General features: G+C 72.1%; 11 protein-coding genes. 3 read left to right on the plus strand and 8 right to left on the minus strand.

Annotation, left to right across the window (positions count from 1 at the left end; all coding sequences use genetic code 11):
- Positions 1-10: 10 nt before the first annotated feature.
- Entirely contained in the window at positions 11-2086 is a 2076-nt protein-coding gene (gene tkt, locus ACFU97_RS26730) for a transketolase (protein WP_384261162.1), read from the minus strand.
- A gap of 146 nt (positions 2087-2232) precedes the next feature.
- On the opposite strand from tkt, the gene ACFU97_RS26735 reads away from it, so the two are divergent.
- On the plus strand, positions 2233-3138 hold the full coding sequence (locus tag ACFU97_RS26735) for a helix-turn-helix domain-containing protein (RefSeq protein WP_384261165.1): 906 nt from the start codon (positions 2233-2235) through the stop codon (positions 3136-3138).
- 90 nt (positions 3139-3228) lie between these two features.
- On the opposite strand, the gene ACFU97_RS26740 is transcribed toward ACFU97_RS26735, so the two are convergent.
- From ACFU97_RS26740 to ACFU97_RS26750, 3 genes are all read right to left on the minus strand, one after another.
- Positions 3229-4629, minus strand: coding sequence for a glycoside hydrolase family 16 protein (locus ACFU97_RS26740; RefSeq protein ID WP_384261167.1), 1401 nt, complete (start codon positions 4627-4629; stop codon positions 3229-3231).
- 173 nt (positions 4630-4802) lie between these two features.
- Complete coding sequence (locus ACFU97_RS26745; protein ID WP_384261169.1) at positions 4803-6032, minus strand: Ig-like domain-containing protein; 1230 nt, start codon at positions 6030-6032, stop codon at positions 4803-4805.
- 362 nt (positions 6033-6394) lie between these two features.
- Entirely contained in the window at positions 6395-8497 is a 2103-nt protein-coding gene (locus tag ACFU97_RS26750; RefSeq protein ID WP_384261171.1) for an MMPL family transporter, read from the minus strand.
- A gap of 209 nt (positions 8498-8706) precedes the next feature.
- On the opposite strand from ACFU97_RS26750, the gene ACFU97_RS26755 reads away from it, so the two are divergent.
- Entirely contained in the window at positions 8707-9114 is a 408-nt protein-coding gene (locus ACFU97_RS26755) for a VOC family protein (RefSeq protein WP_384261174.1), read from the plus strand.
- On the opposite strand, the gene ACFU97_RS26760 is transcribed toward ACFU97_RS26755, so the two are convergent.
- On the minus strand, positions 9111-9779 hold the full coding sequence (locus tag ACFU97_RS26760; RefSeq protein ID WP_384261176.1) for a response regulator: 669 nt from the start codon (positions 9777-9779) through the stop codon (positions 9111-9113). The genes ACFU97_RS26755 and ACFU97_RS26760 overlap by 4 nt on opposite strands.
- Entirely contained in the window at positions 9776-10960 is a 1185-nt protein-coding gene (locus ACFU97_RS26765) for a sensor histidine kinase (RefSeq protein WP_384261178.1), read from the minus strand. Before ACFU97_RS26765 ends, ACFU97_RS26760 begins: the two co-directional genes overlap by 4 nt.
- A gap of 200 nt (positions 10961-11160) precedes the next feature.
- On the opposite strand from ACFU97_RS26765, the gene ACFU97_RS26770 reads away from it, so the two are divergent.
- Positions 11161-12459 carry a lipase family protein gene (locus ACFU97_RS26770; RefSeq protein WP_384261181.1) on the plus strand — a complete coding sequence of 433 codons (1299 nt, stop codon included), beginning with the start codon at positions 11161-11163 and terminating at the stop codon, positions 12457-12459.
- Between the two features lie 552 nt (positions 12460-13011).
- Here the strand turns inward: ACFU97_RS26770 and ACFU97_RS26775 are convergent.
- Together ACFU97_RS26775 and ACFU97_RS26780 are read right to left on the minus strand one after the other, a co-directional pair.
- A complete protein-coding gene (locus ACFU97_RS26775) occupies positions 13012-13767 on the minus strand; it encodes an IclR family transcriptional regulator (RefSeq protein WP_384261183.1) in 756 nt (251 codons plus the stop codon).
- A gap of 75 nt (positions 13768-13842) precedes the next feature.
- The gene (locus tag ACFU97_RS26780) at positions 13843-14268 is read right to left on the minus strand and encodes a MarR family winged helix-turn-helix transcriptional regulator (RefSeq protein ID WP_384261330.1); all 426 of its coding nucleotides are present in this window, start codon (positions 14266-14268) and stop codon (positions 13843-13845) included.
- Positions 14269-14284: the final 16 nt, after the last annotated feature.

The following is a 14284-nucleotide window of genomic DNA, read 5'->3' on the forward strand; positions in this document are numbered from 1 at the left end:
GGCGATCGGATCAACCGCGGGCGGCGGCCAGGGATTCCCGGGCGGCGGCGGCGACGTTCTCGGGGGTGAAACCGAACTCGGCGAACAGGGTCTTGGCGTCGGCGGAGGCGCCGAAGTGCTCGAGGGAGACGATGCGTCCTGCGTCACCCGTGAAGCGGTACCACGTCAGGCCGATGCCCGCCTCCACCGCAACGCGGGCCTTCACCGAGGGCGGAAGGACGCTCTCGCGGTACTCGCGCGGCTGCTCCTCGAACCACTCCACGGACGGCATGGACACCACGCGCGTGCCGGTGCCCTCGGCCTCCAGCAGCGCGCGGGCGGCGACGGCGAGATGGACCTCGGAACCGGTGGCGATCAGGATCACCTCCGGCGTGGCGGTCGAGGACTCCTCGAGGACGTAACCGCCCTTCGCCGCACCGGGGTTGGGCGCGTAGGTGGGCACGCCCTGGCGGGTCAGCGCGAGGCCGTGCGGAGCGGGCTTGGTGGAGTGGCGCCGCAGGATCTCGGCCCAGGCGATCGCGGTCTCGTTGGCGTCGGCGGGCCGGACCACGTTCAGGCCGGGGATGGCACGCAGCGAGGCCAGGTGCTCGACCGGCTGGTGGGTCGGTCCGTCCTCGCCGAGACCGATCGAGTCGTGCGTCCAGACGTACGTCACCGGCAGCTGCATCAGGGCGGACATGCGGACGGCGTTGCGCATGTAGTCGGAGAACACCAGGAAGGTGCCGCCGTAGATGCGGGTGTTGCCGTGCAGCGCGATGCCGTTCATCTCCGCGGCCATCGAGAACTCGCGGATGCCGAAGTGGACGGTGCGGCCGTACGGGTCCGCCTCGGGCAGGGGGTTGCCCTCGGGCAGGAAGGACGAGGTCTTGTCGATGGTGGTGTTGTTGGAGCCGGCCAGGTCGGCGGAGCCGCCCCACAGCTCGGGCAGCACCCCGCCGAGCGCCTGCAGCACCTTGCCGGAGGCGGCCCGGGTGGCGACGGCCTTGCCCTCCTCGAAGACCGGCAGGGCGTCCTGCCAGCCCTCCGGCAGCCGGCCCGCCACGATCCGGTCGAACAGCTCGGCCCGCTCGGGGTTGGCGCCGCGCCACTTGTCGAGCTGCTTGTCCCAGGCGGCGTGCGCCTCGGCGCCGCGGTCGAGGGCCTCACGGGCGTGGGCGAGCACGTCGGCGTCGACCTGGAAGGACTGCTCGGGGTCGAAGCCGAGGACGCGCTTGGTGGCGGCGATCTCCTCGGCGCCGAGCGCGGAGCCGTGGGAGGCCTCGGTGTTCTGCGCGTTCGGGGCGGGCCAGGCGATGATCGTGCGCATCGCGATGATCGAGGGGCGGCCGGTCTCGGCCTGCGCGGCCGTCAGCGCCGCGTGCAGCGCGGGCACGTCGACGTCGCCGTCCTGGGTGGGCTCGACGCGCTGGGTGTGCCAGCCGTAGGCCGCGTAGCGTGCGAGGACGTCCTCGGAGAAGGCCGTCGCGGTGTCGCCCTCGATGGAGATGTGGTTGTCGTCGTAGAGGAAGACCAGGTTGCCGAGCTTCTGGTGGCCGGCCATCGAGGAGGCCTCGGCGGAGACGCCCTCCTCCAGGTCGCCGTCGGAGACGATCGCCCAGACGGTGTGGTCGAAGGGGGAGGTGCCCTCGGGGGCCTCGGGGTCGAACAGGCCGCGCTCGAAGCGGGCGGCCATCGCCATGCCGACGGCGTTGGCGACGCCCTGGCCGAGCGGTCCGGTGGTGGTCTCCACGCCGGCGGTGTGCCCGTACTCGGGGTGGCCGGGGGTCTTGGAGCCGTGGGTCCGGAAGGCCTTGAGATCGTCGAGGCCGACCTCGTAGCCCGCGAGGAAGAGCTGGGTGTAGAGGGTGAGCGAGGTGTGTCCGGGGGACAGGACGAAACGGTCCCGGCCGGTCCACTCGGGGTCGGCCGGATCGTGACGCAACATCTTCTGAAAGATCGTGTAGGCGGCCGGCGCCAGGCTCATCGCCGTTCCGGGGTGGCCGTTGCCCACCTTCTGCACCGCGTCGGCCGCCAGCAGGCGGGCAGTGTCGACCGCACGCCGGTCGAGTTCGGTCCATGCGAAGCGGTCCGGTGTCTGCGTACTCATCTTCAAGAAGTCCTCGATCGAAGCGGTTCTGCGGCTGGGACGCGTTCAAATCTAAAAGTCTGACTTTTGAGCGGGAAGGTCGCCGTGTGTCAGCCTGTGGTGAAAGTGGGACACCGGCGGCGCGACTGAGGCGGCACGAGACGGACATGGCGGGCAGAACCATCCAAGGCGGGGGCGATGACGGCGCGGTGGACGGCATCCGAACGTTCCCCTTCCCGGTCGAGCTGAGCGTGGGCGGAGTCGGCATGCAGGTCGGCCCCATGGAGGCGGGCCGCACCTGGCATGCCGAGGCACCGCTGGAGCGGGTGCACCGCATCGACTTCCATGTGGTGATGCTCTTCGACCGCGGCCCGGTCCGCCACATGATCGACTTCGCCGAGTACGAGGCGTCCGCCGGCGATCTGCTGTGGATCCGGCCGGGCCAGGTGCACCGCTTCTCGCGAGCCGGCGAGTACCGCGGAACCGTGCTGACCATGCAGCCCGGCTTCCTGCCGCGCGCGACGGTGGAGGCGACCGGCCTCTACCACTACGACCAGCCGCCGCTGCTGCGCCCCGACGCGCCCCGGCTCGCCGCCCTGCGCGCCTCGCTCGCGCAGCTGCGACGCGAGTACGAGGACACGCAGACGCTGCCGCCGAGCCTGCACGCGGCGGTCCTGCGGCACTCCCTGACGGCGTTCCTGCTGCGGCTCGCGCATCTGGCGGCCAGCTCGGCGGAGGCGGCCCGCGGCCAGGCCGACACCACCTTCACCCTCTTCCGGGACGCCGTGGAGCGGAACTTCGCCACCAACCACAGCGTCAGCGCCTACGCCGACTCCCTCGGCTACTCCCGGCGCACCCTCGTCCGCGCGGTCCGCGCCGCCACCGGCGAGACCCCCAAGGGGTTCATCGACAAGCGGGTCGTGCTGGAGGCGAAACGGCTGCTGGCGCACACGGACATGCCGATCGGTCGGATCGGCGCGGCGATCGGCTTCCCCGACGCCGCGAACTTCTCGAAGTTCTTCCAGCAGCACACGGAGCAGACACCGGCGGCCTTCCGGGCGGAGCTGCGGTAGGTCTACGCGGCCGGCACGCGTGATGCCCCGCGGACACGCGTGATGCCCCGCGAGGAGGTTCGTCCTCGCGGGGCATCGTCAACTGCCGGGTCAGTGACCGAAGTCGAACCAGTTCACGTTCACGAAGTCGGCCGGCTGGCCGCTGGTGAAGGTGAGATAGACGTCGTGCGTGCCGGTCACCGAGCCGATGTTGGCCGGGACGGTTCTCCATGTCTGCCAGCCGCCGGTGCTGGAGAGCGCGAAGCTGCCGATCGGTGCGTTGCTGCGGCTGTCCAGGCGCACCTCGACCAGACCGCTGACGCCGCTCGCCGCGCCGCTCGCCACCCGGGCGTTGAACTGGGTGGCCGCCGTGGAGCCGAAGTTGACGCCCTTGTAGAGCGCCCAGTCGCCGTTGGCGAGGTAGCCCATGTCCTGTCCGCCGCCGCTGTCCGTGGTGCTCTCGGTGGTGACGCCGGACTGGCTGTCGTAGGACTCGGCCTGGATGGGGCTGTAGGCGTCGCGGTTGCCGGTGGGCGGCGGGGTGGTTCCCCCGCCGCTGCCGGAGGAGAGCACCTGGACGTAGTCCACGACCATCGGGTGTCCGGACTCGGTGGCGCTGGTCGGGCCGCCGCCGAAGGCGTCCGGGAAGCCGCCGCCCATCGCCACGTTCAGGATCACGAAGAAGCCGTGGTTGGTGGCGTTGGCCCAGGTCGTCGCGTCCATCTGACCGGCCGTCACGGTGTGGTAGTTGACGCCGTCGACGTAGAAGCGGATGGCCTCCGGGCTGACCGAGCGGTCCCACTCCATGCTGTAGGTGTGGAAGCCGGACTGGCAGGTGCTGCCCGGACAGGCGACCGAGTTGCCGATGCCCGTCGTCTCGTTGCAGGGGCCGCCCGGGTTGGTGCCGCAGTGCATGGTCGCCCAGACCTTGTTGATGCCCTGGACGTTCTCCATGATGTCCAGTTCACCGACGCTCGGCCAGTTCTGGTAGTTGCCGCGGTAGGGCGCGCCGAGTGCCCAGAACGCCGGCCAGTAGCCCGCGGCCGCGTTGCCGGTGACGTTGGGCATCTGGATCCGGGCCTCGACGCGCAGCTTGCCGCCCGCCGGAGGCTGGAAGTCGGTGCGGGTGGTCTCGATGCGGCCGGAGGTCCAGTGGCCGGAGGAGTCGCGCACCGGGGTGATGCGCAGGTTGCCGCTGCCGTCGAGCGCGACGTTGCTGGTGCTGCTGGTCATCGTCTCGACCTCGCCGGTGCCCCAGTTGGCGGCGCCGCCGGGATACGAAGTCCCGGTGTCGTACTGCCAGTTGGAGGTGTTGACGCCGGTCCCGGCAGAGCCGTTGAAGTCGTCGAGGAAGACCTGGTTCCAGCCCGACGGGGGAGTCGGGGCGGACGCGCTGGCGGACTGGGTGGTCATGGTGGCGGCGGCCGCCACCAGACCGAGGGTGCCGACCGCGGCGACGATGGCCCGCCGCAGCGGGCGCCGTCTGTGCTGCGTGCCGGAGGTGTCACTCATGCGGGGTGCCTCCCGGGGACGGAGTGAGATGCGCTGGATGCCATGAGGTCCGAACGTTCTGAGAGCGCTCTCAGGGTGGCCCCAATGTGCTCCCGGTCACTCCGGTCGTCAAGAGTTGAAGCAGGCAAAGTCCTTCTGCGGCAGGCGAGTTCACCCCATGAACGGCATATGTGCTAGAGGGCGCTGCCCTTCTTCCACTGCGCCCACGACAGGTTCCAGCCGTTGAGCCCGTTGTCCGGTTCGACGGTGCGCTCGCCCGAGTTCCTGACCACCACGACGTCGCCGAGCATCGAGCTGCTGTAGAACTTGTAGCCCGCCACCGAGGAGTCGTCCGCGCCCTTGGCGTCGTGCAGTCCCACACAGCCGTGGCTGGTGTTCTCGTGCCCGAACACCGCCGTGGGAGCCCAGTAGTTGCCGTGCACGAAGGTGCCGGAGGTGGTCAGGCGCTGGGCGTGCGGGACGTCGGAGATGTCGTACTCGTCGCCGAGCCCGACGGTCGAGGACTCCATGCGGGTCTGCTTGAACCGCTCGCTGATCACCATGATCCCGGACCAGGTGGTGTGCGCGGAGTCGCCGCCGGAGACCGGATAGGTGGCGTACGTCGCCCCGTCCCGCTTCACCACCATCTCCTTGGCGGCCAGATCGACGGTGCTGATCTGCTCGCGGCCGATGTGGAAGGTGACGTCCTTGGACTGCGTGCCGTAGACGCCGTCCGCGCCCTCGACGTCCTTCAGCCGCAGGCTGAGGGTGATCTTCGTGCCGGCCGCCCAGTACGTCTCGGGGCGGAAGTCCAGCCGGGTGTCGCCGAACCAGTGGCCGACCACCTCCACGGCCGGCTCGGCGGTGACGGTGATGGCCTTCTCGACCGCGGCCCGGTCCGCGACGGCGTGCGTGAAGTTGATCGACACGGGCATGCCGACGCCGGAGGTGGAGTCCGCCTCGTGGGTGAAGTAGCCGACGAAGGTCTCCCCGGGTGACTGCGTGGTGAAGGTCGAGGTCTCGGCCGCGCCGCCCTCGGGGGTGGCCGAGACCGTGTACTTCGTCCCCGAGTACGGGTTTGCGGTCGAAGTCCACCTGGTCCTCGCCGCGTTGAGGGAACCGGCCAGCGTAGAGCCGTCGTTCCCGGTGACCTTCACCGAGGCGAGCGTGCCGTCGGTGACGGTGACCTCGACGGGGCTGGAGAAGGCGGCCTTCCTGGTGCCGTCCGCGGGCGTGACGGAGATCGCGGGCTTCTTCGCCGCGGCCTTCGGGGTGGTCCGCACCGCGCCCTGCGAGGCGTCCGCCGAACCACTGCACCCGGTCAGCGCGGCGGCCGGTGCGATGCCCAGCACCGCCAGCAGTCCGCGCCGGGACCACGTCCGCGACGGCGGCTCGGACGGGTTCGATATGTGCGCAACGCCCACGGCAGGCCTTCCTGGGATGTCCGTCTTCTCCGGGTGCATCCTGCGCCGCGTAACTTTGTTGATCCTTTGAATCCACGGGCCGATTCCTGAGATTCCTGTGAGGAACCGCGGGTGGGAAGGCCTGAAACCACGGGAAGGCCTGAAACCACGGTTGTCCCGGCCCCGGGGTTCGTGAACAGAGTACGAGCGGCCCGGCCGGGGCCCTGAGTATCCGGTGAGTTCCGCGTCATGGCATGGCGTCCCCCACCTCCCGGCCGGAACAGTATCTGAGGTTGCGGGCGGGTCTGGCGGTGTGAGGCGGCCCGCGGGCTGTGGACCCGAGGGTGACGTCCACGGCCGAGCCGCGGACGTCAACCGTGAGCTCACGCGGACGTCGTCACCCGTTCCCGCTCCACCGCCCCCTCGCTCAGGCCGAAGCGTTCGTGGGCGTGGCGGAGGGGTTCGGGGGACCACCAGGCGTGGCGGGCCAGGAGGGACATCGTGGCGGGGACCAGCAGCATGCGGACGACCGTCGCGTCGATCAGGACCGCGAGGGTGAGGCCGAGGCCGATCTGGAGGATGGGGGAGAAGCCGCCCGTCATGAAGGCGCCGAAGACGACGGCGAGGAGGAGGGCGGCGCAGGTGACGACGCGGCCCGAGCGGCGCAGTCCGGTCACCACTGCCGCCTGGTGGTCGCCGGTGGCGAGCCATGCCTCGCGCATCCGGGCCAGGATGAACAGCTCGTAGTCCATGGCCAGTCCGAAGGCGATCGCGACGATCAGCGGGGGTGCCGTGAGGCTGAGGGCGCCCAGGCCCTCGGCGCCCAGCGCGCCGGCCAGATGGCCGTCCTGGAAGACCCACACCACCACGCCGAGGGCGGCGCCCAGGCTGAGCAGCGTGGTCACGATGGTGCGCAGCGGGATCAGCACCGACCCGGTGAAGGCGAAGAGCAGCACGAAGATGCCGGCCAGCACGGTCACGGCGGCCCAGGGCGCCCGTTCGGCGAGCATGGCGCGGAAGTCGACCAGTCGGGCGGCCGGGCCGGTCACCTCGACGGGCGCGTCGCCGCGCAGGTCGCGGACCCTCTCGACCAGCGCGGTGGCCTGTGCGCCGTCGACCCGGCCGGACGGCTGCAGGTGTACGACCGTTGCCCCGCCCGGCAGTTCGCGGGATCGCGCGGTCGGGGACAGGGCGCGGATCCGGTCCGCGGTCGCGCTGGGGGTGCCCGGCCCGAGGAGGACGGTGACCGGTGAGACGCCGGTACCGGACGGGAAGTGCGCGTCGACGGTGTCGTACAACTGCCGTGCCTCCGTGGTGGCCGGGAGCTGGGTGGCGTCGCCGATCTCGATCCTCATGCCGGTGACGGGCAGCGCGAGGACGAGCAGGGCCGGTACGACGGTGACGAGCACGGCGATACGACGGCGCGCCGCGAAACGGGCGACCCGCGCGAAGAAGCGGCCCTCCTCGCCCTCCGGGCGCTCCTTTGCCGGGGCGATCTTCGCGCCGAACTTCACCAGCAGCGCAGGCAGAAGCGTCACCGCGGCCAGCATGTCGATGACGACGACCGCCGCCACGGCCAGCCCCATGCTGCGCAGGAACACGCTGGGGAAGACCAGCAGCCCGGTCAGGCTGACGGCCACCGTGAGCCCGGAGAACATGACCGTCCGCCCGGCCGCGGCGACCGTCCGGTGCACCGCCTCCACCACGTCCGCCGTATGCCGGCGCTCCTCGCGGAAGCGGACCAGCATCAACAGGGCGTAGTCCACGGCCAGTCCGAGGCCGAGCATGGTGGTCACCTGGATCGCGTAGACGGAGATGTCGGTGACCTGGCTGAAGCCGAACAGGGCCAGGAAGGCGCCCGCGACCCCGCTGACCGCGATCACCAGCGGCAGCGCGGCCGCGCGCAGTCCGCCGAACACCACGAGAAGCAGGGCCAGTACGACGGGCAGTGAGATCAACTCGGCGTTCTTGACGTCCTGCTGGGCGCGTTCGCCGAGTTGCGTGCCCAGCAGCGGGCCGCCGCTGACGTGGACCTGGGGCGCGTCGATCTGCCTGATGCGGTCGCGGGCCGCGTCCACGGCCCGTTCCTCGGCATCGTCGCCGAGGCCGCCCTTGAACGTGACGGGGAGGATCAGCGCCTGCCCGTCCCGGGCGGTCAGGCCGCGTGTCGTGTACGGGTCCGGCACCGCGGCGACCCCGGCGACGGCGCGCACGTCCGCCACGGCTCGCTCGACCTGGCGGCGCAGCGCGGGATCGGAGACCGCGACACCCTCGACGACGCCGGTGATCGACTCACCCGTCGGGTCGGTGCGGTCCAGGTACTGGGCGGCGTGCTCCGACTCGGTGCCCGGGACCTCGGGCACGTTGTCGGAGAGCCGCGCGAAGACGCCCGTCCCCAGCCCGAAGCCGAGCAGCAGGAAGAGCACCCACAGAAGGATGACGGTCAGCGGGCGGCGGGTCGCGGCCCGGGCAAGGCTGGAGAGCACGGTGCCTCCCGGCAGGTGGTCGGTTCTCGACGCCTCCAGGCTCGTCCGGGCGGGGGTGGTCCCGGATCGCCGGAGGGAGCGGTTTCACGACCTGGGCCGTACGAGGGAGACCGCGGCCCTTCTCCCTCCTGAGGGGGAGAACGGGGGAATCGTGCGGACCCCCGGCGCCGTTGACGCAGCCACGTACCCGCGCATCCCGAGGAGCCCGTATGTCCGACGCACCGGCCGTCCGTGAACTGCGCCTGGTGGTCACGGCCGACGACTACGACGAGGCCCTGCGCTTCTACCGCGACGTGCTGGGCCTGCCCGAGCGCGCCGCGTACTCCTCGCCCGACGGACGGGTCACCCTCCTCGAGGCGGGCCGCGCCACGCTGGAGCTGACCGACCCGGGCCACGCCGCCTTCATCGACGACGTCGAGGTGGGGCACCGTGTGGCCGGGCACATCCGGGTCGCCTTCGAGGTCGGCGACTCGGCCGCCGCCACGGCGAGGCTGGCCGCCGCGGGCGCCGAGGTGATCGCGGAGCCGACGCGGACCCCGTGGAACTCGCTCAACTCCCGGCTGGAGGCGCCGGGCGCACTGCAGCTCACCCTCTTCGAGGAGCTCGGCACGCCCTAGGCGGAGCCCGGCTGAACCAGCCCCGTCTCGTACGCGCAGATCACCGCCTGCACGCGGTCGCGCAGGCCGAGCTTGCTCAGCACGTTGCTGACATGGGTCTTCACGGTGTGCTCGCTGACGAACAGGGTCGTGGCGATCTCGGCGTTGGACAGGCCGCGGGCCAGCATGCGCAGGGTCTCCACCTCGCGGGCGGTCAGCGCGTCCAGCCGCTGCGGGGGCACCCCGGTGGCGGCCTCCTCCCGGCGGCGCCGCACGATGTCCGCGACCAGCCGCCGGGTCACCGTCGGCGCGAGCAGCGAGTCGCCGGCCGCCACGACGCGCACGGCGTGCACCAGGTCGTCGCGGCGCACGTCCTTGAGCAGGAAGCCGCTGGCGCCCGCATGGAGCGCCTCGTAGACGTACTCGTCCAGGTCGAACGTGGTCAGCATGACCACCTTGCAGGCGGACTGCGCGCACACCCGGCGCGCCGCCTCCAGGCCGTCCATCACCGGCATACGGATGTCGAGGAGCAGCACGTCCGGCGCGTGCCGCTGCACCGCCGCGACCGCCTCGGTGCCGTCGCCGGCCTCGGCGACCACCTCGATGTCCCGCTGCGCCTCCAGGATCATGCTGAAGCCGCTGCGGACCAGTTCCTGGTCGTCGGCGACCACCACCCGGATGCTCACCCCAGGGCCGCCTGCCGGCCGGCGGTGGCGGGCAGGCGCACGACGACGCGGAAGCCGCCGTCCGGCCCGGGCCCGGTCTCGGCGCTGCCGCCGCACGCGGTGGCCCGTTCCCGGATGCCGATCAGGCCGTGCCCGCCGCCCGGTGTGGTGGGTCCCCGCCCGTCGTCCGTCACGGTCAGGATCAAGTGGTCCTCCGCCCAGTCGAGTTCGACGGTCGCGCGGGAAGCGTACGCGTGCTTGACCGTGTTGGTCAGGGCCTCCTGCGTCACCCGGTAGGCGGCGACCTCGGCGTCCGGCGGCATGGCGTACGGCTCGCCCCTGGTGCGCAACTCGACGTCCAGACCGGTCGATTCGGCGACCCGGCGGACCAGGCCCGGCAGGCCGGCGACGCAGGGCTGCGGCGAAGTGCCGCTTCTCTGCTCCTCCTTGAGGACGCCGAGGATGCGCCGCAGCTGCGCCATGGCGTCCCGCCCGGCCGCGGCGATCGCCTCGAACGAGGCCTCCGCACGGTCCGGATCGCTGCGCACCACCACCGGTCCGGCCTCCGCCTGCACCACCATGAGGCTCACCGCGTGGGCGAGGACGTCGTGCATGTCCCGTGCGATACGGGCGCGTTCCTGGGCGAGGGCCCGCGCGGTGTCGGCGGCCCGCTCGCGTTCCAGTCGCCGGGCCCGGTCCTCCACGGCGGTGGTGTAGGCACGCTGGACCCGGGCGAGCGTCCCGAGACCGTACGCGCACAGGACGGTCAGCAGGTGGAAGGCGTACTCGAAGGGGAGAGCGTGCTCCTTGTGCTGCATGGTCAGGGTGGTGCCGGCGAGCCAGCCCGCCAGCATCAGCCGCCGCTGCCAGACGGGGGAGCGGGCCGCCAGGGTGTACAGGACGACCAGGCCGCCCCAGACCACGTCCGGCGGGGGCGCGTGATGGACGGCCATCGCCGGTGTCGCGGCCGAGACGACCCACGCCGTGGCGAAGGGATGACGCCGCCGCCACACCAGTGGCACGGCGGTGGCGGCCCCCAGCAGCCAGCCCAGCGGGCTCAAGGGGTCGTCGCCCTCGTCGGGGAAGATCCACTGCAGGGAGACCGCGAACAGCACGAGTGCGGCGAGTGCGGTGTCGACGACGTGGGGATTGGCCGTGCGCAGGCGGGCGGCGGCCCGCGCGAACCAGGACTGCGGGGACATGGGCGGCTCCTCGGGGCAAGGGCAGCTCCAGTATCACGACGGCCGCGCGGGCGGGCCTCGCCGGTGAGAGGGATATCCGGGGCTAGTCAGTGGCGCGCAGCGAACACCCCCTGATTTGTCGGCCTTGAACTATCAGCGCTTTCCCACGCATCCGTAACCTCGCGGTTCCTGTCACCACGCAGAAGGGACGCTCCGAGGTGATGAAGCACAGCGCGAGGAAGACGCCGCACCACCGAAGAGCCGCACTGATCGCGGCCGGAGTGCTGCTGGGCGGGCTGCTCGCCGTCCCGGCCGTGACCGCGACGGCCGGCACGAGCGGGTCGTGCGCCGACTCCGACGCCGCGATCTACCGGCCCCCGGAGAGTCCCGAGGCCGCGCCGGGCGAGGTCGTCGCCTGCCGGACGGTCGACTCCCTGCCGATGATCGGCAGTGGTAAGCAGGTCAGCGCCTGGAAGGTGCAGTACGGCTCCACCGACGGCCAGGGCAGGAAGGACACCGTCGCCGGCACGGTGATCGTGCCCCGCGCGGCGTGGCAGGGGGCGGCCGAGCGGCCACTGGTCGCCTTCGTGCCCGGCACCCTCGGCATCGGCCCGCAGTGCGCCTTCTCCAAACAGCTCACCGGCGCGTACCAGGACGCCTACGAGGGACCGAACCTCGCCGCCCTGCTCAAGGCGGGCTTCGCGGTCGCGGCGACCGACGGCGCCGGCTACCTCGACGGCCAGGTACATCCCTACGTCTCCGGCGCCGACGCCGGGCACGCGGTCCTGGACATGGTGCGGGCCGCGTCGAAGCTGCCGGGCAGCGGGGTCGGTCCGGACACCAGGGTGGGGATCTGGGGCTACTCCGAAGGCGGCTCGGGAAGTCTGTGGGGCGCGCAGCTCGCCGCGTCGTACGCGCCCGAGCTCAAGGTGGTGGGGGTCGCCTCCGGCGGGGTGCCCGGCGATCTGCGACAGGTCGGCACCTCCCTCGACGGCGGGCCGTTCGCCGGGTTCCTCGTCGACGCGGTGATCGGCATGGCGGTCACCCACCCGGACATGCCCTTCGGCTCGCTGCTGAACGACGCCGGCCGCAAGGCGGTCAAGGACGCCGAGTCGCTGTGCGCGGTCGGCACGGTCGTGCGCTTCGCGGGCGCCCACGTCGCGAACTACACCGGGGACAGGCTCACCCTGGACCAGCTCTTCGCCCTGCGCGGACCCGACGGCACCAGCTGGGGCGAGGTCGTCGACACCGACAAACTCGGTGTGGGCGTGGGCACTTCGGGCTCGGGGGCGCGCTACGAGATCGGTTTCCCGGTGCTGCAGTACCGCGGTCTGCTCGACGAGGTGATCCCGGCCGGGACCGCCCGGAGCACGCGGCGGGCGTACTGCGACGCGGGGATCGACACCCGGTGGGTGTCGTACGCGGGCGACCACCTCACCGGCGATCCGCAGTCGATCACGGACGCGGTGAACTGGCTCGGCGACCGCTTCACGAACAGGCCGATGAGCGGCAACTGCTGAGGCGCAGCCGCCGAGGCACGATGGCCGAGCGGCAACTGCTCAGCGACGGCTACTGGGTGGCGTCTGCCGAGCGGCGACGGCTGGGCGGCAACTGTTGGGCGCCGACTGCCGAGCAGCAACTGTTGGGCGGCGGCCGCTGGGCTACAACCGCCGGGCGGCAATTGCTGAGCTGCGTCTGCCGAGCGGTGACCCTCAGCGGCGACCGCGGAGCGGCAAGTGCTGGGTGGCGTCTGCCGGGAGGCTGCGGTTGGGCTACAACCGCCGAGCGGCAACTGCTCATCGGCGACCGCGGAGCGGCGACTGCTGGGTGGCGTCTGCTGAGCGGCGACCGCCGAGCGGCAATTGCTGAGCTGCGTCTGCCGAGCGGCACCTGCTGAGCGGCGACCGCGGAGCGGCGACTGCTGGGTGGCGTCTGCCGGGTGGCGACCGCTGGGTGCCGTCTGCCGAGCGGCGACTGCAGGGCGGCAACTGCCGAGTGGCAACTGTTGGGCGGCGGCCGCTGGGCTACCACCGCCGGGCGGCAACTGCCGAGCGGCGACCGACGAGCGTGCCTCACGGCTCCTTCGCCGGGCGCCACCCCATCGCCCGGGAGATGCCCAGCGCCGCGAGCCGTACGGCGGGCGCCAGCACCGGCACCTGTGCGTCCGCCTGCGGCACCACCACCGACACCGCGGCGACCACCGCCCCGCCGCGGCCGCGCACCGGGGCCGCCACCGACAGGGCGTCGTCGGTCACCTGACGACTGCTCACGGCGACCCCGGTGTGCCGCACCTCGGCCAGCACCCGGCGCAGCCGCGCCGGGTCGGTGATGGTGTACGGCGTGAAGGAGGCGAGCGTGCCCGCGCAGTACTGCTCCTGGAAGTCCGGATCGCCGTGCGCCAGCAGGACGAGCCCGACCCCGGTGGCGTGCAGCGGCCAGCGGGCGCCGACGCGGATGTGCACCCCGACCGCGGAACGCCCCGAGATCCACTCGGTGTAGACGACCTCGGCGCCGTCCTGCACCGCGAGCTGCACGTTCTCGTGGGTCGCCTCGTACAGGTCCTCCAGGTACGGCAGGGCGAGCTGGCGCAGCGCGAGTCCGCGCGGGGCGAGCGCCGCGATCTCCCACAGCCGCAGCCCGACGTGGTAGACGCCCGACTCGTCCCGCTCCAGGGCGCCCCAGTCGGTGAGCGCCCCCACCAGCCGGTGCGCGGTGGTGAGGCTCAGCCCGGCCCGCCGGCTGATGTCCGTCAGGGACAGCGCCGGATGCTCGTGGTCGAAGGCGGCGAGCACGGCCAGCAACCGATCGGGCGCGGTGGGGGCGTTCATGGGCGGGCGTCCTTCCGGCGGGCCGGGTCGTAGGGGGCAGGGACGGGCGGGGACGGCGGGCCGGGGACAGCGGCCTCAGGCCAGACCGTCCTCCGCGATGCGCAGCAGCAGCGCGTGCAGCGCCGCACGCTCGGCCGGCTCCAGCGGGCCGAGCAGGTCGTTCGTCACGCGCAGGCCCGCCTCGTCGGTGTCGCGCAGGAAGGCGCGGCCCTCGTCGGTGAGGACGACGATGCGGCTGCGGCGGTCGTCGGGGGAGGGGCGGCGCTCGGCGAAGCCCAGCTTCTCCAGGTCGTCGACCAGGCCGACGATCGCGCTCGGGTCGTACCCGAGCCGGGCGCTCAGCTCGCGCTGCAGCGCGCCCTCGGAGGTGGCCAGGAAGCGCAGCACCGCGTAGTGGCGCAGGCGCAGTCCGGACTCCTGGAGGAACGTGTTGAACAGCTGGCCGGAGCGCAGGCCCAGGCGGTACAGGAGGTAGCCCGTGTCCGCGTGGAGCCCGCGCATCCACGGCTCGTCCGCG

This window comes from Streptomyces sp. NPDC057616, assembly GCF_042800575.1.
Classification (GTDB): Bacteria; Actinomycetota; Actinomycetes; order Streptomycetales; family Streptomycetaceae; genus Streptomyces.

Coding starts and splice junctions, on each gene's coding strand:
- ACFU97_RS26765 (WP_384261178.1), bottom strand. CDS start 10,960: ATGTCCCCGCAGTCCTGGTTCGCGCGGGCCGCCGCCCGCCTGCGCACG.
- ACFU97_RS26735 (WP_384261165.1), top strand. CDS start 2,233: ATGGCGGGCAGAACCATCCAAGGCGGGGGCGATGACGGCGCGGTGGAC.
- tkt (WP_384261162.1), bottom strand. CDS start 2,086: ATGAGTACGCAGACACCGGACCGCTTCGCATGGACCGAACTCGACCGG.
- ACFU97_RS26770 (WP_384261181.1), top strand. CDS start 11,161: ATGAAGCACAGCGCGAGGAAGACGCCGCACCACCGAAGAGCCGCACTG.
- ACFU97_RS26755 (WP_384261174.1), top strand. CDS start 8,707: ATGTCCGACGCACCGGCCGTCCGTGAACTGCGCCTGGTGGTCACGGCC.
- ACFU97_RS26740 (WP_384261167.1), bottom strand. CDS start 4,629: ATGAGTGACACCTCCGGCACGCAGCACAGACGGCGCCCGCTGCGGCGG.
- ACFU97_RS26780 (WP_384261330.1), bottom strand. CDS start 14,268: ATGCGCGGGCTCCACGCGGACACGGGCTACCTCCTGTACCGCCTGGGC.
- ACFU97_RS26775 (WP_384261183.1), bottom strand. CDS start 13,767: ATGAACGCCCCCACCGCGCCCGATCGGTTGCTGGCCGTGCTCGCCGCC.